Source organism: Rhodococcus sp. IEGM 1307, from assembly GCF_030056915.1.
GTDB classification, from domain to species: domain Bacteria; phylum Actinomycetota; class Actinomycetes; order Mycobacteriales; family Mycobacteriaceae; genus Rhodococcus_F; species Rhodococcus_F opacus_D.
Genome location: NZ_JASHKW010000017.1, coordinates 72,407 through 94,664 on the forward strand (window position 1 = coordinate 72,407; position 22,258 = coordinate 94,664).

Annotated in this window: 25 protein-coding genes; 12 read left to right on the forward strand and 13 right to left on the reverse strand. The window is 68.4% G+C overall.

Features of this window, described 5'->3' with window-relative positions:
• Window positions 1–5: 5 nt before the first annotated feature.
• Window positions 6–815, forward strand: a complete 810-nt coding sequence (locus QM841_RS28690) for an MBL fold metallo-hydrolase (protein ID WP_283334654.1) — start codon at window positions 6–8, stop codon at window positions 813–815.
• 56 nt (window positions 816–871) lie between these two features.
• Here QM841_RS28690 and QM841_RS28695 read toward each other — a convergent pair whose 3' ends face one another.
• Window positions 872–1,870 (reverse strand): PHP domain-containing protein, encoded by a 999-nt coding sequence (locus QM841_RS28695; RefSeq protein WP_283334736.1) that lies wholly within the window; start codon window positions 1,868–1,870, stop codon window positions 872–874.
• Between the two features lie 45 nt (window positions 1,871–1,915).
• Entirely contained in the window at window positions 1,916–2,791 is an 876-nt protein-coding gene (locus QM841_RS28700) for a LysR family transcriptional regulator ArgP (protein ID WP_283334655.1), read from the reverse strand.
• A gap of 72 nt (window positions 2,792–2,863) precedes the next feature.
• Here QM841_RS28700 and QM841_RS28705 point away from each other — a divergent pair, with 72 nt between their 5' ends.
• The 5 genes from QM841_RS28705 (at window position 2,864) to QM841_RS28725 (ending at window position 5,747) form a co-directional block, all read left to right on the forward strand.
• Window positions 2,864–3,484, forward strand: coding sequence for a LysE/ArgO family amino acid transporter (locus QM841_RS28705; protein ID WP_280783012.1), 621 nt, complete (start codon window positions 2,864–2,866; stop codon window positions 3,482–3,484).
• 58 nt (window positions 3,485–3,542) lie between these two features.
• Window positions 3,543–4,124, forward strand: coding sequence for a hypothetical protein (locus QM841_RS28710; protein WP_064080315.1), 582 nt, complete (start codon window positions 3,543–3,545; stop codon window positions 4,122–4,124).
• Window positions 4,124–4,528 carry a TIGR03668 family PPOX class F420-dependent oxidoreductase gene (locus tag QM841_RS28715; RefSeq protein WP_280783014.1) on the forward strand — a complete coding sequence of 135 codons (405 nt, stop codon included), beginning with the start codon at window positions 4,124–4,126 and terminating at the stop codon, window positions 4,526–4,528. Before QM841_RS28710 ends, QM841_RS28715 begins: the two co-directional genes overlap by 1 nt.
• A gap of 55 nt (window positions 4,529–4,583) precedes the next feature.
• Complete coding sequence (locus QM841_RS28720) at window positions 4,584–5,252, forward strand: SDR family oxidoreductase (protein ID WP_283334656.1); 669 nt, start codon at window positions 4,584–4,586, stop codon at window positions 5,250–5,252.
• Between the two features lie 153 nt (window positions 5,253–5,405).
• Window positions 5,406–5,747: a hypothetical protein gene (locus tag QM841_RS28725; RefSeq protein WP_280783016.1), complete on the forward strand. Its 342-nt coding sequence runs from the start codon at window positions 5,406–5,408 to the stop codon at window positions 5,745–5,747.
• 3 nt (window positions 5,748–5,750) lie between these two features.
• On the opposite strand, the gene QM841_RS28730 is transcribed toward QM841_RS28725, so the two are convergent.
• A complete protein-coding gene (locus tag QM841_RS28730; protein WP_280783017.1) occupies window positions 5,751–6,401 on the reverse strand; it encodes a maleylpyruvate isomerase family mycothiol-dependent enzyme in 651 nt (216 codons plus the stop codon).
• Window positions 6,402–6,561: 160 nt separating this feature from the next.
• Between QM841_RS28730 and QM841_RS28735 the strand changes: the two genes are divergently transcribed.
• The 3 genes from QM841_RS28735 to QM841_RS28745 are packed head-to-tail and all read left to right on the forward strand — an operon-like array spanning window position 6,562 to window position 8,596.
• Entirely contained in the window at window positions 6,562–7,428 is an 867-nt protein-coding gene (locus tag QM841_RS28735) for a TIGR04222 domain-containing membrane protein (RefSeq protein ID WP_280783018.1), read from the forward strand.
• Window positions 7,425–8,270 (forward strand): MbnB/TglH/ChrH family RiPP precursor modification enzyme, encoded by an 846-nt coding sequence (locus QM841_RS28740; protein ID WP_283334657.1) that lies wholly within the window; start codon window positions 7,425–7,427, stop codon window positions 8,268–8,270. The genes QM841_RS28735 and QM841_RS28740 overlap by 4 nt, the downstream gene beginning before the upstream one ends.
• On the forward strand, window positions 8,267–8,596 hold the full coding sequence (locus tag QM841_RS28745) for an SCO6045 C-terminal-like domain-containing protein (RefSeq protein WP_283334658.1): 330 nt from the start codon (window positions 8,267–8,269) through the stop codon (window positions 8,594–8,596). Before QM841_RS28740 ends, QM841_RS28745 begins: the two co-directional genes overlap by 4 nt.
• Here the strand turns inward: QM841_RS28745 and QM841_RS28750 are convergent.
• A complete protein-coding gene (locus tag QM841_RS28750) occupies window positions 8,514–9,539 on the reverse strand; it encodes an alpha/beta fold hydrolase (RefSeq protein WP_283334659.1) in 1,026 nt (341 codons plus the stop codon). The two genes, QM841_RS28745 and QM841_RS28750, sit on opposite strands and share 83 nt — an antisense overlap.
• A gap of 121 nt (window positions 9,540–9,660) precedes the next feature.
• On the opposite strand from QM841_RS28750, the gene QM841_RS28755 reads away from it, so the two are divergent.
• Window positions 9,661–10,416, forward strand: coding sequence for a GntR family transcriptional regulator (locus QM841_RS28755; RefSeq protein WP_105423050.1), 756 nt, complete (start codon window positions 9,661–9,663; stop codon window positions 10,414–10,416).
• An 8-nt stretch (window positions 10,417–10,424) separates the two neighbouring features.
• On the opposite strand, the gene QM841_RS28760 is transcribed toward QM841_RS28755, so the two are convergent.
• Both QM841_RS28760 and QM841_RS28765 read right to left on the reverse strand, forming a co-directional pair.
• Window positions 10,425–11,126 (reverse strand): phosphonatase-like hydrolase, encoded by a 702-nt coding sequence (locus QM841_RS28760; protein ID WP_283334660.1) that lies wholly within the window; start codon window positions 11,124–11,126, stop codon window positions 10,425–10,427.
• 41 nt (window positions 11,127–11,167) lie between these two features.
• Window positions 11,168–12,313: a TIGR03364 family FAD-dependent oxidoreductase gene (locus QM841_RS28765; protein WP_283334661.1), complete on the reverse strand. Its 1,146-nt coding sequence runs from the start codon at window positions 12,311–12,313 to the stop codon at window positions 11,168–11,170.
• Between the two features lie 187 nt (window positions 12,314–12,500).
• Here QM841_RS28765 and QM841_RS28770 point away from each other — a divergent pair, with 187 nt between their 5' ends.
• Complete coding sequence (locus tag QM841_RS28770; protein ID WP_283334662.1) at window positions 12,501–13,310, forward strand: CPBP family intramembrane glutamic endopeptidase; 810 nt, start codon at window positions 12,501–12,503, stop codon at window positions 13,308–13,310.
• 22 nt (window positions 13,311–13,332) lie between these two features.
• Here the strand turns inward: QM841_RS28770 and QM841_RS28775 are convergent, their stop codons facing one another.
• The 7 genes from QM841_RS28775 to QM841_RS28805 form a co-directional block, all read right to left on the reverse strand.
• The gene (locus tag QM841_RS28775) at window positions 13,333–14,430 is read right to left on the reverse strand and encodes a DUF6777 domain-containing protein (RefSeq protein ID WP_349307426.1); all 1,098 of its coding nucleotides are present in this window, start codon (window positions 14,428–14,430) and stop codon (window positions 13,333–13,335) included.
• Window positions 14,431–14,497: 67 nt separating this feature from the next.
• The gene (locus tag QM841_RS28780) at window positions 14,498–14,872 is read right to left on the reverse strand and encodes a nuclear transport factor 2 family protein (protein ID WP_005262400.1); all 375 of its coding nucleotides are present in this window, start codon (window positions 14,870–14,872) and stop codon (window positions 14,498–14,500) included.
• A 158-nt stretch (window positions 14,873–15,030) separates the two neighbouring features.
• Window positions 15,031–16,440, reverse strand: coding sequence for an MFS transporter (locus QM841_RS28785; protein ID WP_283334664.1), 1,410 nt, complete (start codon window positions 16,438–16,440; stop codon window positions 15,031–15,033).
• Between the two features lie 74 nt (window positions 16,441–16,514).
• Window positions 16,515–17,243, reverse strand: coding sequence for an enoyl-CoA hydratase/isomerase family protein (locus tag QM841_RS28790; RefSeq protein WP_283334665.1), 729 nt, complete (start codon window positions 17,241–17,243; stop codon window positions 16,515–16,517).
• Window positions 17,244–17,247: 4 nt separating this feature from the next.
• Window positions 17,248–18,447, reverse strand: coding sequence for an acyl-CoA dehydrogenase family protein (locus tag QM841_RS28795; protein ID WP_283334666.1), 1,200 nt, complete (start codon window positions 18,445–18,447; stop codon window positions 17,248–17,250).
• 20 nt (window positions 18,448–18,467) lie between these two features.
• Window positions 18,468–20,540: an acetate--CoA ligase family protein gene (locus QM841_RS28800; RefSeq protein ID WP_283334667.1), complete on the reverse strand. Its 2,073-nt coding sequence runs from the start codon at window positions 20,538–20,540 to the stop codon at window positions 18,468–18,470.
• The gene (locus tag QM841_RS28805; protein WP_011596223.1) at window positions 20,537–21,370 is read right to left on the reverse strand and encodes an SDR family NAD(P)-dependent oxidoreductase; all 834 of its coding nucleotides are present in this window, start codon (window positions 21,368–21,370) and stop codon (window positions 20,537–20,539) included. Before QM841_RS28805 ends, QM841_RS28800 begins: the two co-directional genes overlap by 4 nt.
• 253 nt (window positions 21,371–21,623) lie before the next feature.
• On the opposite strand from QM841_RS28805, the gene QM841_RS28810 reads away from it, so the two are divergent.
• Window positions 21,624–22,253 (forward strand): TetR/AcrR family transcriptional regulator, encoded by a 630-nt coding sequence (locus QM841_RS28810; RefSeq protein WP_005249163.1) that lies wholly within the window; start codon window positions 21,624–21,626, stop codon window positions 22,251–22,253.
• Window positions 22,254–22,258 lie beyond the last annotated feature (5 nt).

Here is a 22,258-nt window from a genome sequence, read left to right on the forward strand (position 1 = left end):
CCCCCATGCGGGTACACCACCTCAATTGCGGCTCGTTCTCCTCGGCGCTCATCGGACGGTTGGTGTGCCATGTGCTGGCGTGCGAAACCGACGCGGGCATCGTGCTGGTCGACTCCGGCTTCGGGCTGGCGGACGTCGCCGATCCCACCGGACGCGTCGGCCGGTACGCGAACCTGATGGGCGCCCGGTTCCGGGAGTCGGAGACGGCGGTCCGCCGGCTCGAGAAGCTGGGCCTGAATCCCGCGGACGTGACCCACATCGTCGCGACCCATCTCGACTTCGACCACATCGGCGGCGTCGCCGACTTCCCGAACGCCACCCTGCACACCACCGCCGCGGAACGAACGGCGTCAGAAGGACGTTCGTCGTTCCGGGAGAAGGTTCGCTACCGTCCCGCCCAGCTCACCCCCGAACCCACGCTGCACACCTATTCGGGGCCGGGCGAATCCGTGCTCGGGTTCTCCGACACCTACCCGATCGCCGGTGCCGCCGACCGCATCGTGCTCGTCCCGATGCCCGGCCACACCCGCGGTCACGCGGCGGTGGCCGTCGACACCGGCGAGAAGGGCTGGCTGCTACACGCGGGCGACGCGTTCTACCACCGCAGCACCGTCGCCGCCCCCGGACAGGTGTCGCCGGGAACCGAGGGTCGCGCCCTACGGGTGATGGAAGAGCTGATCGCGGTGGATCGTTCGAAGATCCGCGGCAATCATCGCCGGCTCCGGGAACTGAACAATCAGGTGGCGCCGCGGGTACGCGTCTTCTCCGCCCACGACCCGACACTGTTCGAGGAACTGGCCGGAGAGCGGGGCTAGGCCTTCGGCCCGTGCGCGGTTGACGAGTCCCTGCACTCGTCAACCACGCACGAGCGCTACTTTGCCCATTCCAGCAGGTCGTCGGCGGACCACGTGTTCACGACCCGGTCGGCCTCGACGCCGCACCGCATCGCCCGCTCGCATCCGTACCCCTGCCAGGCGAGTTGCCCGGGGGCATGCGCGTCGGTGTCGATCGAGAACAGGCACCCCACGTCGATGGCCAGATCGATGAGACGGCTCGGCGGGTCGCGGCGTTCGGGACGGCTGTTGATCTCGACGGCCGTGCCGTGGTCGCGGCAGGCGGTGAACACCTGCTCCGCGTCGAACGTCGACTCCGGCCTGGTCCCGCGCCCGCCTTCGACGAGGCGGCCGGTGCAGTGTCCCAGCACGTCCACCAGCGGATTCTCCACCGCCCGGACCATCCTGCGGGTCATCGCCCCGCGCTCCGCCCGCAACTTGGAGTGCACGCTGGCGACGACGATGTCGAGTTCGTCGAGCAGATCCGGATCCTGGTCGAGTGAACCGTCGTCGAGGATGTCGACCTCGATGCCGGTGAGGATGCGGAACGGTGCCAGTTCCTCGTTCAGCGCGGCGATCACCTCCAGCTGAGAACGCAGCCGCTCCGCCGACAGCCCGTTCGCGACCGTCAGGCGTGGGGAATGGTCTGTGAGAGCGCAGTATTCGTGACCCAGAGCGGCCGCGCTGCGCATCATCTCGTCGATGGGGCTGCCGCCGTCCGACCAGTCCGAGTGCGTGTGCAGGTCGCCTTTCAGCGCGTCGCGCAGCGCGCCGCCGCCGATCGGCTCCGCGTTCTCCCGTAGTTCCGCAAGATAGACGGGCACACCGTCGAGCGACTCACGGATCACGGTCGCCGTCTTGGGTCCGATGCCCGGCAGATCCTTCCAGCTGTCGGTGCGCCGGCGGACGTCCCGTTGCTCCTCGGACAGTTCGGCCACCACGTCGGCGGCACGCCGGTACGCCTTCACGCGGTGCGTCTCCGCACGCGACCGTTCGAGCCAGAACGCTGTTTCTCGCAGGGCCTGCACCGGGTCCATCGGGCTGTCGGCGTCCATGACTCCAGTGTTGCGCCCACCCCGACATCACCGCAACGCTTCGCGCGCCCCGTCCCGGACCGCGGTGGTGAGCGCCGCGAGGATCGGCGAATCCAGCTTCCACCGCTGCCAGTACAGCGGGACATCGATCGGGCGGGACGGGTCGAGTTCGACGAGCCCGTGGTCGTCGCCGGTGTGTAATTCCGGCAGCAGTCCCCAGCCCAGTCCGTGGCGGACGGCGTCGGAGAACGCCGAAGACCCGGGAACGAAGTGCCGCGGCGGCTGGAGCCGGCGCCGCGTGAACCCGCGCAGGAACCGGGCCTGCAGTTCGTCCTTGCGGTCGAAGTCGAGCATCGGTGCCACCGCGAGGGCGTCCGCCGTCGGACCGTCGGGGAGCCAGCGGTCGGCGTAGTCGCGGCTGCAGAGCGCGCGGTACCGCATCGACCCCAGCTTCTCCACGGTGCAGCCCTGCACCGCCTCCGGGACGGACGTCACCGCGGCCATCACCGTGCCCTCCTTCAGCAGGGTGGTCGAGTGGAATTCGTCTTCCCGATGCAGATCGAACAGCGCCCGATGCTCCGGCGCCAGGCGGGCGAGGGCCGGAATCATCCACGTGGACAGCGAATCCGCGTTGACGACCAGCGACAGCGTGCTCGTCGTCGCCTCCTCGGGGTTGAGGGACGACATGGCCTCGCGCTCGAGGTGGGCCATCTGGCGGGCGAGCGTGAGCACGACGTGTCCGGACTCGGTGGCCCGGACCGGCTTGGCCCGCTGCACCAGGACGCGCCCGACCTGCTGCTCGAGTGCCTTGATCCGCTGGCTCACCGCGGACGGCGTGATGTGCAGTACCCGGGCCGCGGCGTCGAAGGTGCCTTCGTCGATCACGGCCGCGAACGTGCGGAGAGAGGCAAGGTCCAGATCCATATGAAGCGATGCTAATGGCAATGAAGGATAATTAGCTGGATTGATGCTCGCGGGGTTCGTAGCGTGGTTCTCATGCACTTCACCCCTGCCCTGCTCACGGCGGCCGCCGGCTTCGGTACCGGCCTGTCGCTGATCGTCGCGATCGGCGCGCAGAACGCGTTCGTCCTGCGACAGGGGATCGCGCGCAGGCACGTCCTGCCGGTGGTCGTGCTGTGCGCGGTGTCGGACGCCGTGCTCATCGCGGTCGGGATCAGCGGGATCGGCGCCGTACTCGCGCACGCTCCGGCTGCCATCACCCTGATCCGCTGGGCGGGTGCGGCATTCCTCGTCTCCTACGCGGTGCTCGCCGCTCGCCGCGCCCTCCGCCCCGGAACGCTCGACGCCACGCAGGAAATAGGATCGGCGACCCTCGCGACGTCGATCCTCACCTGCCTCGCACTCACGTGGCTCAACCCGCACGTGTACCTCGACACGGTGCTGATGCTCGGCTCGGTGGCCAACAACCAGGGCGAGTCGGGCCGATGGCTGTTCGGTCTCGGTGCCGCCACCTCGAGCGTCGTCTGGTTCCTCGCGCTCGGCTACGGCGCCCAGTTCCTGCACCGGGTGTTCGCCCGCCCCGGAGCGTGGCGCGTGCTCGACGCCGGGATCGCCGCGCTGATGCTCACCCTCGGCATCACCCTCGTCGCCAGTTAGTCGCCAGCTTGTCAACATTTTGTTGACAACGGAACTCTTGTCAACCAATACTTGACACATGCCGGATGCCGCGCTCACCCAACTGCTGTCGGACGCGATCGCCAAGGCGGACCCCGAGATCGACCCCGGACTGGACCACGACCCCGCCGCTTACCTGGCCCTCGTCCGGCTCACCTCGCAGGCACGGGAGTCGGTCGACGAACTGCTCGTCTCCGCGATCGCTGCCGCGCGCTCCGCCGGACACAGCTGGGACACGGTCGGCGCCGCACTCGGCATGTCGCGGCAGGCGGCGCAACAACGCTTCGGCAAACGGATCGGCGACGCCCCCGACACGGACCCGGACGGCCGGACCCGCCGGCTCACCCCGCTCACCGCGTTCAACGAGATGCGCATCCTCAACCACGCCGGCTCGTACGGCTGGCACTCCGTCGGATTCGGCACCCTGTTCCACACCGTCCGCAAGTCCGAGGAGCAGTGGGAGCACACCCGCGTGTCGGCGCCGGCGAGCCGCCAGAAACTCGAGGCCGACGGCTGGCAGAAGGTCGGGACGTTGTGGTTCCCGTGGGCATACTTCAAGCGCCCGTTGGGCATTCCCGCCCTCCCGGAACCGGTGAGCGGCGACTACCTGATGGAACCGTGATGGACGTCGTCGCGCGATTCGCGGCCGCCCGCATCGCGCGGCTCGCCACGGTCGGGGCGGACGGGGTGCCGCACCTCGTCCCGCTCGTCTTCGCACTCGACTCCGACACGATCTACTCCTGCGTCGACCACAAACCGAAGCGCACCACGGCCTTGCGACGCCTCACGAACATCGCGGCCAACCCCGCGGTCACCCTGCTCGTGGACCACTACGACGAGAATTGGGACCACCTGTGGTGGGTGCGGGTCGACGGTCGGGCCGAGGTGCTCGCCCCCGACTCCCCGGCGGGCGGCGCCGCGATCGACGTTCTTGCCGCGAAGTACCCGCAGTACGTCGACCGCCGACCCGACGGACCGGTGATCGCGATACACGACCTGACGTGGCACCACTGGAGTGCCCTGTGAGTACTTGTTAACCGCCCGACGTTAATAAGTACTCACGGGCGTTAGCCTCGACAGCATGCCCACAGCCCTGATCACCGGCGCGAGCCGTGGCCTCGGAGCCGCCATCGCCCGCGAACTCGCACCGACCCACGACCTCCTGCTCGGCGCCCGGTCGGCCGGGTCGCTGACCGACATCCTCGACGAACTGCCGGACGCAACGCCCTGGCCGGTCGAGCTGACGGACTACGACGCGCTGGCGGCGGCGTGCGCCCCGATCGAGCGGCTCGACGTGCTCGTCCACAACGCCGGCGTTGCCGATCTCTCGACCGTCGCGGAGTCGGCCGTCGACCAGTGGCGGCACACGCTCGAGGCGAACGTCATCGCGGTGGCCGAACTGACACGGCTGCTGCTGCCCGCTCTCCGCGCCGCGGGTGGGCACGTCGTCCTGATCAACTCGGGCGCCGGGCTCCGCGCGAACGCCGGCTGGGCGTCGTATGCGGCGAGCAAATTCGCCCTGCGGGCGTTCGGTGACGCACTGCGGCTCGAGGAGCCGTTACTGCGCGTCACGTCAATTCACCCCGGCCGGATCGACACCGATATGCAGCGCGCCATCGTGGCCGGCGAGGGCGACGAGTACCGGCCGGAGAAGTATCTGAAGCCGTCGACCGTCGCAAAAGCCGTGCGCAACGCGGTGGAGACACCGGGTGATGCGCACCCCACAGAAATCGTGCTGAGGGTCCGCTGACAGCGAAGAAACCTGCGTGAGATAGATCACAGATTGATCTCACAGAAAGGCTTTAAGCTGCTCACAATTAGTCGCCCTACAGTTCTTCTCATCAGCAGAGGTCGCAAACGTGAGTCAGGTTCAACGAGCTGACTCCCAGGAGGTATCCCCACGATGAACACCGACCAGCGTACGTACAGCGACACCGTCGTCGCCGTCGACGGCGACGTCTTCGCGACGATGTTCACTCTCGATCTCGGTGACGGCGAGGTCGATCGCGAAGCAGTCGAGCGGATTCACGGCGGCGACTTCGACGAGTGGATCGAGGCGGCAGCGCGGTCCGGTCTGTTCACGCCGCAGGCGGTCGCGGGCCTCGTTCAGACGTGGCAGGACAACCCGAAGTCGTTGTTCGACGCCCTGCTCGTCGATGCCGACGAGATGACCCACAAGCGCTACGCGATCATCTGGGACGCGCTCGACGACGCCGACACGTTCGAGAACGTCGAGTACGCCTGACGCTCAGAACGGCCACGCGGGCACGGGCGGCAAGCCCTCCCGCGTGGGGCGCCCGATAACCCACGCCAGCAGTTCGGTGCGCGGAAGTTCCGGCACCCCGACGTCCGGATGCCTGGCCGCCAGCTCGGGCAGCTCCGATTCCAGCGTGTGCTCCACGAAGGCCGCCGGCCAGTCGGCCGCCGAGTAGCCGAGCCCCAGGTCGACGTGGTGGATCTCGAGCTCACGCCACCGCAGCACCGGCACCTGCCGCGCAGGCACCCGCTGACGCCAGTTCACCGGCGTCTCGTACAGATCTTCGGTGATCCGCCGCAGCGACTCGAGCACCCGCCGTCCCGCGAAGCGGAAATCGGCCACCAGTAGTTCGGCCGGACGCCCGGCCCCCTCCTCGATCGCCGCGGCCCGCGCGGCCGGACCGCCCGGATACATCTCGGGCGCGGCCTCCCCGGTGATCACCCCGACCGCGAACCGGTTGAGCGCGTCCGCATTCCTCGCGAGGTGCGTGACGACGTGCCCCCGGCTCCACCCCGGCAGCAACGACGGCTCCCGCGCCTGGTCGTCGGTCAATCCCTCCAGCGTCGCCTCCGCCGCCCGGTGCGATTCGGCAACCGTGTCGAGCAGTTCGGCATACGACAGTGCGGCACTCGGCGACGTCATGCTGACGATGCTAGGCGATGCCACCCACAGCCACCTCACGACGAATCCCCAGGATCCCGATAACGGAACGGTGACGATCGGCATCCGGCGGGTGCAAATCGGACAATCGTACTGATACTGAGATCGACTGTCGGACAACGTGGTTGAAGGGTGGTGTGTGATGTACAACGAATCCGCTACGTGGGGGATACCGAGCGAGACCTTTCTGGTGGTCTACGTCGCCGCCGCCGTGCTCGCGGTCGGGCTGGCGGTGTTCCTCCGGTCCCGGGGCACCGCATCCACCCCGACCTCCGGTGTCCGCCTCGATCCGGTGCAGGCCGGGATGCTGACCAGCGACGATCGCGCCATCGCCGCATCCCTGACGCTGCTACGGGGAGCTGACCTCATCTCCGCCGACGGGACGGTCCTGCGGGCGTGGGGAGTCGCCGACAACGCCCTCGGATCGTTCACGCGGGCCGTCTACGAGGAACTCGCCTCCGGGCGCAGCGCCCTCGGCAACCTGCGGCTCCCGGGCCGGTTGCAGGCCCCGCTAGACCACCTGCGGTCCACCCTGGTCGCGCAGGGGCTGCTCACGGGTCCCGCGCAGAAGGCGTGGAACCGCCGCGCGAGCCTCCCGATCCTCGTCGTCGTGGCCGTCGGCGTCGCACGCCTCGTCGCCGGGTTCGCCGGCGGCAAGCCGATCGGCTTCCTGCTGGTCGCGGTGGTTCTGCTCTCGGCCGCGCGGGAGCTCGTTCGCCGGACCGGTCGCAGGACGCCCCAGGGCACGGCGGAGCTGCAGCGCCTGCGCCGCGACCACTCGTACCTGTCGCCGCGGATGCGCCCGTCGCTCACCGCATACGGTCCGACGCCGATCGCGCTGTCGACGGCACTCTTCGGGATGGGGGCCGTCGGCCTGTTTTCCCCGGGGTTCGCGAGCGCGGCCGGTATCACCGACAGCGGCAGCGGGGACGGCGGCAGCAGCGGTGGAGGCGACAGCTCCTGCGGCGGCGGCGGAGGGTGCGGCGGCGGTGGGGGGTGCGGGGGATGACCACCCTGATCGAGCCGGGCCTCGGCATCGGCTGGCGGCCGGAGATCTGCGGGATCATCGACCGGCTCGACGGCCTGCGGTTCTGCGAGGTGATCGCCGAATCGCTGCCCGCCCGCCGGCGCGGAGTCGGGTTTCCGGACGAACTTCGGTCGCTGGGCGTTCCCGTCGTCCCGCACGGCATCTCGCTGTCGCTGGGTGGCGCGGACGGCGTCGAGCAGCACCGGATCGACCATCTCGCTCGGTGCGCCGACGCGCTCGGTGCGCCGCTCGTCAGCGAGCACGTCGCGTTCGTGCGGGCGGGCGGAATCGAGGCCGGGCACCTGCTGCCGGTGCCGCGCTCGGCGGAAGCCCTGGACGTGCTGGTGCGCAACATCCGGCGCACGCAGGAGTGCCTGCCGGTGCCCCTTGCCGTGGAGAACATCGCGGCCCTGTTCGACTGGCCGGACGACGACTACTCCGAGGGCGAGTTCCTGGCCGAACTCGTCGAACGCACCGGCGTGTACCTGCTGCTGGACGTCGCCAACGTCTACGCGAACGCCCGCAACCGCGGCCGCGACGCCGGTGAGGAACTCCGGCGGCTTCCCCTCGAACGTGTGGCGTACGGCCACGTCGCCGGGGGATCCGAACGGGACGGCGCGTACCACGACACCCACACCGACCCGGTGCCCGGCGAGGTGCTGGACCTGGTCCGGCAGTGGGCATCCGCGGGTGCCCCCGCGATGATGCTCGAGCGCGACGGGAACTACCCGCCCGCCCGGGAGTTGTTCGCCGAGCTGGATGCGATCGCGGATGCGGCCGGCGTCGACCGGGTCACCGGGGACGCCGTGTGGAGTCTGCCGTGACGAGGCTGGCGGAGCGGCAGGCGGCACTGGTCCGGGCTCTCGTCGCGGCGGGGGAGCTGCCCGCGGGATTCGACCGCGACGCGCTCGACACCGCATCGAAGGCCTTGCTCCGCAAGCGATCCTGGGAAGTCGGCGGTCACCTTCCCCACGTCCGCGCGGCCCTCGGCGACCGATTCTTCGCGCTGTTCGCCGCCTGGGCCGACGGCAGGCCGAAGGTGAGCACCCACGCGGACGCGGTGGCGTTCACCGCGCACCTCGAGTCGACCGGTCACCTGCCCGAGCCGAGTCGCCGTCGTCGCCGCCTGTACCGCCCGCGACGAACGTGAGCAGCAACTCGTTCACCTCTTCCGGTCTTTCCTGCTGGACGAAGTGCCCGGCGCCCTCGACGAGATGGAGTCCGCGCAAGTCGGGGACGGTGTCGCGCATCCGGTCGAGGGCCTGCGCACCACTCATCGTGAGGACGGGATCGTGCGCACCGGCCACGAACAGCGTCGGCACCTCGATGTCGGCTCCGGCGAGATTCCTGGAGCGTTCCCAATTGGCGTCGTACGCCCGGTACCAGTTCAGTCCGCCGGTGAATCCCGTCCGGGTGAAGACCTCCACATAATGGTCGAACTCGTCCTCCGTCAGCCACGACCACGGCAGGGGTGGGGCTTCGGGCAGCACGTCCAGGTAGCCGTTGCCCTCCGAGGGGTGCTGCCAGATGTCCAGATAGCGGTAGGCGCCCGACAACGCATAGAACAGCCGCTGCAGGAATCCTCGGGGATCGGCGTCGAGTTCGCGGTCGGCGACACCGGGTTCCTGGAAGTAGTGGATGTGCAGGAAGTGCTTGCGCGCCATCGACGCATACAGCTCCGACGGTCGCAGCGGGAACCGGTCGGGCGCGTAGGGGACGGCCAGTAGCACCAGCCCGGACACGCGTGCGCGGTGACGCAGTGCGACGGTCCAGGCGACCGGCGCGCCGAAGTCGTGGCCGACGAACACCGCACGCTCGTGACCGAGACTGTCGAGCAGGCCGATCAGCGCATCCGACACCCGCTCGTTCGTGTAGTCGTCGATGTCGCGGGGCACGTCGGTGCCGCCGTAGCCGGGCATGTCCGGGGCGATCGCCCGGTACCCGGATGCCGCGAGAGCCCGCATCTGATGGCGGTAGCTGTAGCCGAGCCCCGGGAATCCGTGGCACAGGACGACGGGCGGCCCGTCACCCAGTTCGGAAATCTGCCAACGGAATCCGTCGACCGTGACCACCCGCTCCGTCGACGACGCCATGCTCCGCATCCCTCCACCGGCTGGAACGTGTTTCAGCACTGTAGCGTAGCGACGACGCCATTAGAATGCACCTGACTCGCAGTGGCGACCGTCGACCGGCGGGGAAGTGGAGTGATGCGCAATGGTGGAGGCACGCTCCCGCCATGAGTTCGTCGCACTCCAGCTCCGGCAGCGCATCATGCAGCGGCAGTACGCGGTGGGTGAGTCGCTGCCCAGCGAGAGCATGCTGTGCGCGGAGTTCGAGGTGTCGCGCGGTCCCGTGCGCCAGGCCCTGGCAACGTTGAAGAACGAGGGGCTCATCCAGCTGTCCCAGGGCAAACCGGCCGTGGTGCGCAGTCACGACATCACGCAGACCCTGGACACGTTCACCCCCTTCTCGCAGTGGGCGCGCCGCACCGGCCGCGCGGCGGGCAGCCGCACGCTCGAGATCTCACGTCGCCGGGTGTCCGAACCTGCCGCCAGCGCATTGGGATCGGCCCCGGACGACTTCGTCGTCGAGGTGCTCCGCGTCCGGCTGCTGGACGGCGAACCGACGATGATCGAGCGGAGCACGTTCACCGACCGCGTCGGCTCCCTGCTGTTCGATTTCGACATCGACACCGGATCGATCACCGATTACCTCACCTCCCGCGGCGTCCGCTTCGAATCGATGGAGCACGTGCTCGACGCCGTCGCCGCGACCGGGGTCGACGCCGAGAATCTCGGCATCGACCCCGGCAGCCCGCTGCTTCGGGAACGTCGGACGTCGCGGGATCAGAACGGCGACACGTTCGAGTACGCGGACGATCGGTACCGCCCCGACCTCGTCGCCTTCAGCATCGTGAACGCCCGCACCATCGACCCCAGGCTTCCGTCGGACGACGGCAACGGAGCCTGATCGGAAAATCAGGTGTTGCGCAGTTCGGCGAGCAGACCGGGCAGGTCCGCGACGCTGTCGAGAACGTGGGTGGCCCCGGCCTCGGACAGCTGGGTGGCGTCGTGGGCGCCGGTGAGCACGCCCACGGAGGCAAGGGCTCCGGCGCGGAGGCCGGTGGTGACGTCCGACGTGGTGTCGCCGAGCACCACCATGGACTGCACGGACGGGGCACCGGTGCGCATCAACGCGGTCAGCGCCAGGTCCGGGAAGGGGCGGCCGCGGACACCGTCTCCGGGGCACAACACGACGTCGGCGACGTCCTGCCAGCCGAGGGCGCGAATGATCGCCACCTGCGTTTCGTGCGCGAAGCCGGTGGTGAGCGCCGTCTTGATGCCCTGCTCCCGCAGGGAGCCGAAGAGTTCCACCGCGCCGGGGATCGCGCTGCACCGCCCGTCGTCGACGAGTTGCGAGTAGCAGCGTTCGAATTCCTTGTTCGCGGCCTGCGCCTGCTCCTCGTTACCGCCGCTGAGATGGCGGAAGACGACGATCTTGGACTGGCCCATGGTGTCGGAGACGTAGTCGAGCATCCGCCTGCGGTCCTCGTCGGTCTTGGACAGTCCGGCATGCGCGTCCGCGGCGAGGAAGGACTGCTGTACCAGCCCGCTGTCCTCCACGGTGGTGCCTGCCATGTCGAAGACGACGAGGCTGATGTCCCGGTGACGTGTTCCCATTGTCTGATTCCTCTCGGTGTTCGGTGAATGTGGTTGTGCTGCTATGCCATTACGGGCAGGGTGTCGCGGCCGAAGACGGAGTCGATGCGGTCCTTCGCCAGACCCATGCTGGTGGTCATGCCGATCCCGGTGGTCACGGTGACGACGTGCACGCCGTCGATCGGCTCCTCGATCAGGAAGTCGGAATCGGGTGCCGAGCTGTACACGCCCTGCCAGCGTTCGGTGACGGTGACGTCCGAGACGCCGAAGAGGGCGGCGGCCTCACGGATCAGCACCTCGAACCCCTTCTCCGACTGGAACGGCTCCGCCGAGATCTCACGGATGTGGGTGTCGCCCAGCAGGATCGATCCGTCGGGCTGCGGTGTGTACATCTGGTGGAGGTCGAGGTCGACGTAGTCGGGGTACTCGTCACGCAGCCTCGCCGCGAGTGCCGCCGTCGCGGGAAGATTCTGGAAACCGCTGTACCGCACGAGCGACCAGCCCGTGAACAGCGGTGCGGGCAACGGCGCGGACAACGGAATCCTCGCGCGCATCATGTGGAGCCGGCACCGCAGGAGCCCCCCGCGCTCGGCCGGCCCCGGGAACAGGCGGTCGATGTCGTAGTTGACGGTGACGAACACCGTCGCCGCCTGCAGATCGCCCCGCGAGGTATGAACGACGCCGGTCTCGAATCCGGTTGCGGCGGTGCGCCAGAAGAAGTCGACACCCGACGCGTCGAGCCACTGCGCAATGGCGGGGGCCGCTTCCCGCGGGTTCACCTGGAGGTCGTCGGCCATGTACATGCCCCCGACGACGCGGTCGCCGACGATGGGTAACGCGCCGAGGATCCGGTCTCGGGACAGCAGTTCCACTTCGGCCGGTCCGCGTACGGCCGCGAACTCGGTCATGACTGCCAGCTCGTCGTCATGTCTTGCCACACAGTATGTTCCGGATTCGGCGGACCAGAACCCGGCCTTGCGTGCCAGGTCGAGCCAGTGCTCCCGGCCCGCTCGGGCGTAGTCGCGGGCGACGCCCGACTGGGCGGTGATGCAGGCGTGGCCGAAGTTCTGGACGGACGCGCCCGCAACGCGGTCGGCGTGGTCGATCACCGCCACGGACAGGCCTCGGTTGCGCGCGTGATACGCGTGCGCGAGGCCGACGATTCCGGCACCGACGACCACCACGTCGTAGCGTCGTTGAGTTGTCATGCGACTCACTGTGGACCCGCTCAGGACAACATGTCAATACAAGTACAAGAAATTTGCCGCAGGTATATATAAGTCGCTTTCCGTTAACCGTCCGTTGTGCGACCCGGCGGGCGCGTCGGGTGGTCGCGGTCGGGGGGTGCTGCGAAAATTGCCGCCCGAGTCCACCCACCTGCAGAGGGGCTGATCGATGAGTAGTGGTTCCGGCCCGAGAGCCGTTCCCGTCCACGAACCGGCGTCGTCCCACGACCGCTTCGGTCCCCTGATCGAGCGCCGTGACGACGTCGACTTCCCCTTCTACAACGGGACGCCGACCACGCTGTCGGTGCGGCAGTGGGTCCTGGCGTGGGCCTCGGTCGCAGTCGGCTTCGCGGCCTTGGTCCTCATCCCGCAGACCGACAACGTCGTTGCGCTGATTCCGCGCATCCTGTTCGTCGGTATCCCGCTCGTCGTGCTGGCGATGGTGACGCGCGAGCACTGGACAGCGTTGTTCCGGAAGGTGCACGGCCGTGACGTCCTCACGATGATCGGCTTCGCCGTGCTCAACCTCGTTGTCACGTCGGTGCTGGCGTTGATCGTGCGCGCCCTGTTCGGGGTGGCGTCCAACGAGGCCATCGACGGTGCGGGCGAGGGCGGTGCGCTCGACACGGCCGCGTTCTACGTGGGAACCGGGATCCAATTGGTCGGCGAAGAAGTCTTCACCATCGTCCCGTTTCTCGCGCTGATGTATTTCCTGTTCGCCAAGGCGAAACTGTCCCGCAAGACCGCGATCATCCTGGCCTGGCTCCTCAGTGCGGTGTGGTTCGGCGCCGCCCACCTGCAAACCTACGACTGGAACTTCGCGCAGGCCTTCATCGTGATCGGCGGGGCCCGGCTGGTGCTCACCCTCGCCTACATCCGGACCAAGAACCTGTGGGTCTCGACGGGCGCGCACATCATCAACGACTGGACGCTCTTCACCCAGGCGATCGTGATCAACGCCGCGCTCGTCACCCTGTAGCCGAGTACTCCGCGGCCGACCCTCAGTTGGGAATGGGGATGACGATGGGTGGCAGACCCGGTATCTGCACCTGAATCTGCTGCGGCGGTGCGGGCGCCGGCGCGGGGGGAGGCGGGTAATTCACCGGCGGTTCGGGTGCGGGCGGCGGGGGAGGTGGCGGCGGTGGGGGCGGGGGCGGAGCCGCAGCGGGCGGAGGCGCAGGTTCCGGGGCGGGAGCCGGCGCGGGACGGGGAGCGGCTTGCTGCACCACCGCGGGCGGCGAATCCACTACCGGCGCCTGGGCTTCCACGGGTGCCACCGGATTCGGGCGCTCCGCCGGCTGCTGCGGGCCGGAACCGATCGGCATCGGCGTCAGTCCACCGGTCATCAGATCCACCACGGTCACTTCGGTCATCGCCAGGTTGGAGGGCTGCACGACGTACAACCTGTCCTGTTGGAAACCCGGCCACGGATCGCCCTGCACGTCCGCGTTCTCGTTTACCACCGGGGAGAGCAGTGGGCTTCCGCGCACACATCGGACGCGGGGGACGCCGTGGTCGTCGATCAACACGATGGTCCCCGCCTCGAGGACGGACTGGAATGCGCTCGCATGCCCGTCGTCGAAGCCGTGATTGGTGACGCGGGTGTCCGCACGGAGCAGCACAGGTGTCAGGGTCCGGACGTAATTCCGCACGTCGTCGACCTGGAACACGCTCGACCAGGCCTGCAGCATCGCGGGATCCTGCTCGAGGTCGTCGACGAGGCGTTGCCGGTCGCAGAGCACCCGGTCGGGGCTTCCGCCGTAGAGACCGGCACGGTCGCCGATCACCCGGATCCCGGCGGCGCGGGGTTCGCTCGGCAGGTCGGTGCCCGGCGGACCGAACGGGACCGTCGTCGGCGTCTGCGGTGGAAGCAGCACTTCCGTCCACGGAAGCTGCCCGCTGTCGGTGGCCCGGTCCAGGCCGACCGGATCGGGGTGGCCCTCGGAACCCGAGGAGCACGCCACGAGCACCGTGGCGGTCAGCGCCCCGGCGACCGACAGCCAGCTACGCGGTGCGCGCCCGGGGCGCGTACCGGCTCGAACGACTGCTCTGCGTCGGGCACGCCGTGCGGCCTGCCCGGCGACGTCGGTGGCCACCACGCCATGGTAAGCACAGTCGCTGATCAGCCGGGCCGAATTGCGGTGTGGTTGCCGGGCCCGGCGTCGGTCAGCTCGTGATCATGTCTTCCTGCGACCAAAATGCGCGCATGGACGTGATCTTGCCGTCGTCGTCGAACGTCATGACGTCGATCGGCGCGATCTCGAGCTTCTGCTCACCCAGGTCGGTGACGAGGGAGAAGTGAAACGCGGCCGAGTTGCCGGCGATCTTCAGCGTCAGGAGCTCGCCGGTCTGCTTCAGCGGTTCGATCACCCCGTAGAACTCCCGCAGCGATTCCACCGTGGTTCGCGGCTCGGTTCCCACCGGATCCTCCACGGTGGCGCCCTCGGCGTACAGTGCGACGACGTCGTCGGCGGTCCCGGTGGCCACCGCCTCGATGTACCTCTCGACGGTCTTGCGGATGTCTTCTGCGGACGGTGCCATGATGCGAACTCCTCAGTCGAATAGAACGTGTTCTAGTGGTGAGAGTAACGCAGCACCGGCCCGGTGGGGAGCCCCTTCTCCCAGGCAGCGGGACATGTTCGCACAGGGGCCCGCCCCTGCCGACGTCGGAAGCCGGCAGGGGCGGGAGGGAACGATCCTCAGGTTCGCGGCGCGGACGCCTCCTCCAACTTCTCCAGCCGGGGAGCGCTCGTCCCCATTACCGGGGCAGCGGACACGGAGGACACCTCTTCCAGCGACTTCCCCTTCGTCTCCGGCGACATGAAGAAGCAGATCACGAACGCGACCGCCGTCAGCACCGCACCGAAGAGCATCGTGGTGCCGGTTCCCAGCGCCGAGATGCTCAGCGGCAGCAGGTACGTGCCCGTCGCGGCGCCGAACCGGCTCACCGCGGTGGCGATTCCCACCGCAGTCGCCCGGAACTCGGTGGGGAAGAGTTCATTGGGGTAGATCCACACCAGGATGCTCGGACCGCCGGAGATGAACGCGTACGCGCAGAAGGCGGCGACGATGAACCAGAGGGGACCGTCCGCCCACAACCACAGCCCTGCCAGCGGAATCACCATCAGGGCCAACGGGACCACGGCGATCGGACGCCGGCCCCACTTCTCGACCAGGAACAGTGCGGGGATGGATCCGGCGACGATGAGCCCGATGATGACGGTTTCGACGATGAGCCCCGCGGAACCGTCACCGGAGATCGAGAAGCCCGACAGGATCGTGGGCAGGAAGGTCAGCAACGCGTAGAGCGGGGTGACGACCGCCAGATACAAAGCGCTGCACATGATCAGCCGGGCCAGGTACTGGCCGCGGAAGTAGATCCGGATGTCGGCCTTCGGCTTGTCCGCCGTGTCCTCGACGGTGACCTTGCTCAGGTCGAGTTTCTCCCCGTAGATCTTCTCGACCACGGCCTCGGCGTCGGCCACCCGGCCGTTCTTCAGGAGCCAGCGCGGCGACTCCGGGATTCCGCGGCGTACCAGGATCACGATCAGACCCAGCACCGCACTGGACGCGAGGAGCAGGCGCCAATGGTCGTTGCCACCGGAGATGCCGACGACGAGCGCACCGACCACGTACGCGGAAACCGCGCCCGCCGACCACGCGACAGCCGACATCCCGACCATGGCGCCGCGCTTCTTGGTGGGGGTGAACTCGGTGAGCAGCGAGGTGGCGATGGGGTAGTCGGCACCGATGGCCGCACCGATGACGAAGCGCAGAACGATGAGCTGCCACGGCAATTGAACGAACACCGACAGTGCACACGCGACGACCAGCACCACCAGGTCGAGGGCGTACATCTTCTCCCGGCCGATCCGGTCGGTGAGGAAGCCGAACACGGTGGCGCCGAAGAAGATACCGATCAGCGAGGCCGCGCCGATCAACCCTGCCTCGGCTGTCGTCGGGTGAAGTTGCTCGGTCACCCCGAGCAGGGCCACGCCGATGATGCTCATGACGTACCCGTCCAGGAATGGTCCGCCACAGCACGCGACCAGGAGCTTGGTGTGAAACCCGCGTTTGGCGGGTCTGTCCATCACGTCGAAGGAACTCATGTCGTCTCCACTACGTAGATTGGTGCCGTCACCCTGGGGGTGGCGGTCGAGTCGGCCGCACTCGGCCGGTACCGCTAAGAGGTTGTCTTGTTCAGCGCCGAGTAGGCGAGCTGCTCGAGCAGCAGCGAAGCATGATGCGGGGAGTCGGCGCTGACGTCCAGCACCTGCTTGGTGATGCTCAGCGCCAGTGGCGAATACGCCGCGAGTTCGTGCGCGATGCTCAGCGCCTGCTTCACGTGCTCCGCGGAAGGGGCGATCTCACTGACGACGCCCCAGCGTTCGGCGTCGGTGTGATCGAAGCGCCGTCCGCGCAGGACGAGGTCGCGGGCACGGCCCGCCCCGACGATGCGGGTGATGCGGGTGACCCCACCGGAACTGGGGAGGATCCCGATTCCGATCTCCGGGAACCCGAAGACCGCGGACGGATCGGCGACGCGGATGTCGGTGGCGAGAGCCAGTTCGAGCCCGCCGCCGAGGCAGTAGCCGGTGATCGCGGACACGGTGGGTTGCGGGAGAGCCGCGAGCGCCTCGTACACCGACCCGGAGGTCCGGTAGTACTCGGCGATCGCCTCCGGCGTCATCTCCCGCAGTTCGGTGACGTCCGCGCCGGCCGAGAACACCGAGTCGCCCCCGGTGAGGACCACCGCACGACTGGACTTCACCTCGGGTGACCCCAGTGCGCCGAGCAGTTCGGCTTCCATGTGCGTGGACAGCGCGTTCCGCTTCTGTTCGCGCCTCAGGGTGACGACGGCGACGTCGCCGTCGCGGCGCACATCGACGGTCCCGGCGTTCTCGGTCGACATCGTGCTACTTCTCCCCGGCCTCGTAGCGGAACGACAGCAGGTTGTCGAGACCCCGCTTGTTGGCCTCGTTCGCGATGACCAGGCGCTGGATCTCCGACGTGCCCTCCCAGATGCGGTCGACGCGCAGTTCGCGCCACAGCCGCTCGACGGGGTAGTCGCGGATGTAGCCGCGCCCACCGAAGATCTGGACGGCCCGGTCGACCACCCGGTTCGACGCCTCGGAGGCGGCCAGCTTCACGGTCGCTGCCTTGGCGTGCAGCGTCTTTCGCAGATCGGCATCATCAGGGTCGGCCTGGTCGAATTCCCACGCCACCTGGTGGGTGAGCGCCCGGTTGGTGGTGATGTCCACGACGGAGTCGGCGATCATGCCCTGGATCAGCTGACGGTTGATCAGCGGCTCGCCGCCCTGCACCCGCTCCCGCGCCCAGTCGACGGCCAGGGTCAGCGCCCGCTCGGCGGCACCGATCGTGCGTGCGCCGATCATCAGCCGCTCCTCCGTGAACCAGTCGCGGGTGAGGTCGTGGCCCTGCCCGATGCCGCCGAGCACGGCGTCGGCTCCGACGCGCACGTTCTCGAACGTGAACTCGGGGTGCTCGTAGACGAAGGTGTGCGTGTAGCGGGGGATGTGCTTGATCTTCACACCCGGGGTGTCGACGTCGATCAGGAAGATCGTTGCGGCGTGCTCGGGTTCGACGTTGGCCAGCACGATGAGGTAATCGGCGACGTCACCGACCGTGACGAACCACTTCTCGCCGTTGATGATGTACCCGCCGTTGCCGTCGGGGGTCGCGGTGGTGCTCGCCGCGGAGAAGTCCGAGCCCGCGTTGGCCTCGGAGATCGCGACGGCGTCGCGACGGTCGCCGCGGGCACCGGGAATCAGGTAGCGCTCCCGCTGTTCGGGGGTCGCGTGGGTCAGCGGGTTCGCGGGCCGCCACACCGTGTCCCACAGCGCGTTGGTGAGCTTACCGAGTTCGTCCTGCACGACGGCCTGCTCGAGCACCGTCAGTCCGGCACCGCCGTACTCGACGGGGGTGTTGATCGCCTGCAGTCCCGATGCGAGGACGGCCGCCTTGATGGTGGCGTGGGATTCGTCGGAAATTCCGTTGTTTCTTTCGCACTCGTCCTCGAACTGCATGATCGTGTCGGTCAGGGCGCGTGCGCGCTCCTTGAGGTCGGCGAGGCGGGGGCTGTATGCGAATTCCATGATGAAAGAACTTCCTTGTGTCAGTTGATGTTCGATGAGCTGAGGACTATGCGTGCGTCGAGCCCGAGGGCGTGCTTCGGAGTGACGAACAGTGGGTTGATCTCGAGTTCCGCGATCTCGGGGTGTGCGGTGGCCACAGCCGTGACGGCGGCGATGGCGTCCGCGGCCGCGTCGAGGTTGATCGGGAGCCTGCCGCGAACCCCTCGGAGCAGAGCGGACGCCCGCAGATTGTCGAGCAGACCACGGGCGGTCTCCGCATCGACGGGCGCCAGCGCGAAGGCGACGTCGGCGAGGACCTCGGTGAAGATACCGCCGAGACCCACCATCGCCACGGGACCGAACCGCGGGTCGGTCTGGACGCCCACGATGAGTTCGACTCCCTCACTGAGGTCCGCCATTCCCTCCACGCAGTAGGCGGGCGCGGCGAGCGAGTCGTCCATCCGCGTGAACGCGTCGGTGAGTTGCTGCGCGGTTTCCAAACCCAGTGCGACCCCGCCGGAGTCGGACTTGTGCAGCAACCCCATCGCCTTCAGAACCACGGGGTATCCCACCTTGTCTGCCGCTGACACCGCCTCGGCGCACGTCCGCACCAGTTGCGCTTCCGGGAACTCGACGCCCGCACCGCGGAAGAGTTCGCGGGCGTCCCAGTAGGCGTCGCTGGTGACCGGCTCGGCCGGCTCACTCTCCCCGCCCGCAGGATGCTGCGGCGCAGCGGTTTCCGCGATGACCCCGAGCGCACCCGCGGCATCCTCGACCGCCCGGAAGACCGGGACTCCGCTGTCGGCGAGGACCCGGGCCGCGGCGCTGTCGGGATGCATCGTGTGCACGACGACCGGCTTGCCGTGGTTTCGCGCCGTCTCCGCCATCGCACGGGCGGTGTCGACCTCCGCTCGCGCGAGGTTCTCACCGTAACTCCCGTAGCCGCCGAAATATCCGGTGAGCAGGACGGAGTCGACGGCCGGACTCTGCAGGATGGTGTCGAGGACCGAGACGAACGAGGTGATGTCCTGTTCCCCGGCGCCGGCGAGGTCGACGGGGTTCGTCACCCCGGCGGACGGCGGCAACAGGGCGCGCAGTGCGCTGCTGACATCGGCCGCGAACTCGGGCACCGCGAGTCCGGCAGCCTCCACGACGTCGGACGCGACACCCGCGTGCCCGCCGCCGTCCGCGATGACGCCGACCCGGCGCACCTCCGCGGGTCCGTAACCGAGGAGTGAGGCCGCCACGTCCGCGAGCTGCCGTGGACTCGACACCCGGTACACCCCGGCGGCCCGGCAGGCCGCGTCGATGACCGCGCTGTCGGATGTCAGCGATCCCGTGTGCGACTGTGCCCCGCGGATGGATGCCTCGCTGCCACCCACCGTCAGCAATAAGACCGGCTTCCCGGCCCGGGATGCCTGGGCGGCGGCGTCGACGAACGCCCGCCCGTCACCGAAGTCCTCGCAGTACACGGCGATGAGATCGGTGTCATCGTGCTCCACGCAGGAGCGGATGAGGTCGGCGGCGCCGAGGTCTGCCTGGTTCCCGAGCGAGGCGAACCGGGAGAACCCGTGGCCGCGGGCCTCGAGGAATTGGCTGAGTTCGAGTGCCATGTTGCCGCTCTGGGAGAGCAGCGCGACCCGTCCGGCCGGAAGCGGGTTCGAGGCCAGCGTCAGCGCGGTGCTCGAGTCCAGCACACCCAGGCAGTTCGGCCCGAGCAGGACGGCTCCGGCCGCTCGCACCCGCTCCACGACCCGATCCTGCACAGCCTTTCCGGCAGCACCGAGTTCGGCGAAACCGGCGGTGACACCGACGATCGCGGTGGCGCCCGCCGCGAGGGCGTCGTCCACGGCCTCCTCGAAACCCTGTGCCGGAACGGTGATGACGACGAGATCGACTCGTTCGTCGAGTTCCGACAGGCTGCGGAGCGAGGGGTGTCCCAGGATGCGCTCACCGCGCCGGTTGACGAGGTGGACCGACCGGTTGCCCGTCATGCGGAGGGCCTGAACGCTGATCCAGTTGCCGTACTTCGTCTCGTCGTTGCTGGCACCGAGGACGGCGACCGACCGGGGGTCGAACAGTGCCGTGAGGTCGCGGTCGGTGATCGCGCTCATCGCGTCTCCTCGACCTTCGGAGCGGGATGGCCCGTACCCCAGGCGTCGGCGCCGCCGTCGATCACCAGCGTGGTGCCGGTGACGTAACTGCCAGCGGGGGAGGCGAGGAATGTGACCACTCCGGAGACGTCCTCGGCCGTACCCAGGCGACCGAGCGGAACCGCGGACGTCCACTGCGCGCGGGCCTCTTCGGTGTAGTTGCCCTCCATGCCCTCCGTCGCGATGGTGCCGGGGGCGATGCAGATCGACCGGATTCCGTACCGGCTCCACTCCAGCGACAGTCCGGAGGCGAGGTTCTCGAGGGCGGCGCGAGCGGAGGTGGCATGGACCATCGATGCGATTCCGCGACGCGGGGAGAACGCCATGAAGAAGATGCATCCCGACCGCTGCGGAATCATCGCGCGAACGGCGACCTCCCGGGTGACCGCCCAGGTGGCGTCGACGGCGAGGCGGTGCACGGCGCGCCATCCCTTGCTCGTGATGTCCTCGGCCGGCGCCGCGAACTGGCCGCCCGCGTTGTTGACGAGGATGTCGATCCGGCCGAACGTGTCGAGCGCGCGGTCGACCAGGTCGGTCACCTGCTCTTCCTCGCGAATGTCGGCGGGCACTGCGAGCACCCGGGCGCCCAGCGCCTCGATCTCGGCGGCGGTCTTTTCGAGGGGCTCGGACCGGCGGCCGCTGATGACGACGTCGGCTCCACACCTCGCCATGTCCAGTGCGATCGCGCGTCCGATCCCGGTGCCTCCACCGGTGATCAGTGCCACCCGCCCGCGATGGACGTCGGGGCGCAGCACCTGCCCGGCGCCTCCACCTGGGTTCTCACATTCCATCGAGCGTTCGCCTCTCGTCGCTGCCGTTCCGACCCGGGGGTCTGACTGATGCATCAGTTATACCGTGACGCAGCCCACAGATGTCAAGAGTTTGCCGAAAACTGACGCGACGTCCGAATGTTCCCCGTGCCTGTTAAGGCTGTTTGAGCTGCGGTTATGCCTGAGAACGTCCGACTCCGACCCCTTCCGCCCAAGCAGCGCGGCGTCTGACTAATGCGTCAGTTTGAGGCGTATGATTTGATGGATCAGTCAGATGACCATCGAAGGAGGGACAGTGACCGCTCAACTCACCGAGGACGCGCGCCGAACGGCGATACTCGATGCCGCGGCTCAGCTGATCGCCGAGCGCGGATACCACTCGGTCCGTATCTCCGATATCGCACAGGTCGTCGGCACCAGCACCGGGGCGGTGCACTACTACTTCCCCGGCAAGAGTGACGTCCTCACGGCGGCCCTCCGCCACGCCATCGACAACGCGTTCGACCGGCAGAGCCGCGAACTCAAAGCGATCGACAACGCCCACGAGCGGCTGCTCCGCTTGATCGACATGCAGTTGCCCCGCGTCGGGCCGCTGCGCGACGAGTGGTCCATTTGGCTGCAGTTCTGGGCCGAGGCCACGCTGCGACCCGAACTCCGCCCGTTCCACAACACCTACTACGCGCGCTGGCACGAAACCGTCGTCAAGATCGTCCGGCGCGGACAACGCCAGGAGATCTTCCGCACCGACGTCGACCCGGAGACCATCGCGCAGCGGCTGACCGCGCTCACCGACGGAACCGCCATCCAGGTACTCACCGGCGCACCCAACATGACCGTCGCCGCCATGAAAGAGGTTCTCGTGCAGTTCGTTCACGACGAACTCGTCGCGCCGCGGACATGGTGACCCGA

Bases quoted from the DNA above. Each gene is read 5' to 3' on its own strand.
- QM841_RS28765 (WP_283334661.1), bottom strand. From the start codon at position 12,313: ATGACAACTCAACGACGCTACGACGTGGTGGTCGTCGGTGCCGGAATC.
- QM841_RS28730 (WP_280783017.1), bottom strand. From the start codon at position 6,401: ATGACGTCGCCGAGTGCCGCACTGTCGTATGCCGAACTGCTCGACACG.
- QM841_RS28795 (WP_283334666.1), bottom strand. From the start codon at position 18,447: ATGGAATTCGCATACAGCCCCCGCCTCGCCGACCTCAAGGAGCGCGCA.
- QM841_RS28735 (WP_280783018.1), top strand. From the start codon at position 6,562: ATGTACAACGAATCCGCTACGTGGGGGATACCGAGCGAGACCTTTCTG.
- QM841_RS28690 (WP_283334654.1), top strand. From the start codon at position 6: ATGCGGGTACACCACCTCAATTGCGGCTCGTTCTCCTCGGCGCTCATC.
- QM841_RS28770 (WP_283334662.1), top strand. From the start codon at position 12,501: ATGAGTAGTGGTTCCGGCCCGAGAGCCGTTCCCGTCCACGAACCGGCG.
- QM841_RS28695 (WP_283334736.1), bottom strand. From the start codon at position 1,870: ATGGACCCGGTGCAGGCCCTGCGAGAAACAGCGTTCTGGCTCGAACGG.
- QM841_RS28710 (WP_064080315.1), top strand. From the start codon at position 3,543: ATGCCGGATGCCGCGCTCACCCAACTGCTGTCGGACGCGATCGCCAAG.
- QM841_RS28720 (WP_283334656.1), top strand. From the start codon at position 4,584: ATGCCCACAGCCCTGATCACCGGCGCGAGCCGTGGCCTCGGAGCCGCC.
- QM841_RS28810 (WP_005249163.1), top strand. From the start codon at position 21,624: ATGACCATCGAAGGAGGGACAGTGACCGCTCAACTCACCGAGGACGCG.
- QM841_RS28725 (WP_280783016.1), top strand. From the start codon at position 5,406: ATGAACACCGACCAGCGTACGTACAGCGACACCGTCGTCGCCGTCGAC.
- QM841_RS28780 (WP_005262400.1), bottom strand. From the start codon at position 14,872: ATGGCACCGTCCGCAGAAGACATCCGCAAGACCGTCGAGAGGTACATC.
- QM841_RS28800 (WP_283334667.1), bottom strand. From the start codon at position 20,540: ATGAGCGCGATCACCGACCGCGACCTCACGGCACTGTTCGACCCCCGG.
- QM841_RS28760 (WP_283334660.1), bottom strand. From the start codon at position 11,126: ATGGGAACACGTCACCGGGACATCAGCCTCGTCGTCTTCGACATGGCA.
- QM841_RS28785 (WP_283334664.1), bottom strand. From the start codon at position 16,440: ATGAGTTCCTTCGACGTGATGGACAGACCCGCCAAACGCGGGTTTCAC.
- QM841_RS28705 (WP_280783012.1), top strand. From the start codon at position 2,864: ATGCACTTCACCCCTGCCCTGCTCACGGCGGCCGCCGGCTTCGGTACC.
- QM841_RS28715 (WP_280783014.1), top strand. From the start codon at position 4,124: ATGGACGTCGTCGCGCGATTCGCGGCCGCCCGCATCGCGCGGCTCGCC.
- QM841_RS28700 (WP_283334655.1), bottom strand. From the start codon at position 2,791: ATGGATCTGGACCTTGCCTCTCTCCGCACGTTCGCGGCCGTGATCGAC.
- QM841_RS28740 (WP_283334657.1), top strand. From the start codon at position 7,425: ATGACCACCCTGATCGAGCCGGGCCTCGGCATCGGCTGGCGGCCGGAG.
- QM841_RS28750 (WP_283334659.1), bottom strand. From the start codon at position 9,539: ATGGCGTCGTCGACGGAGCGGGTGGTCACGGTCGACGGATTCCGTTGG.
- QM841_RS28805 (WP_011596223.1), bottom strand. From the start codon at position 21,370: ATGGAATGTGAGAACCCAGGTGGAGGCGCCGGGCAGGTGCTGCGCCCC.
- QM841_RS28755 (WP_105423050.1), top strand. From the start codon at position 9,661: ATGGTGGAGGCACGCTCCCGCCATGAGTTCGTCGCACTCCAGCTCCGG.
- QM841_RS28790 (WP_283334665.1), bottom strand. From the start codon at position 17,243: ATGTCGACCGAGAACGCCGGGACCGTCGATGTGCGCCGCGACGGCGAC.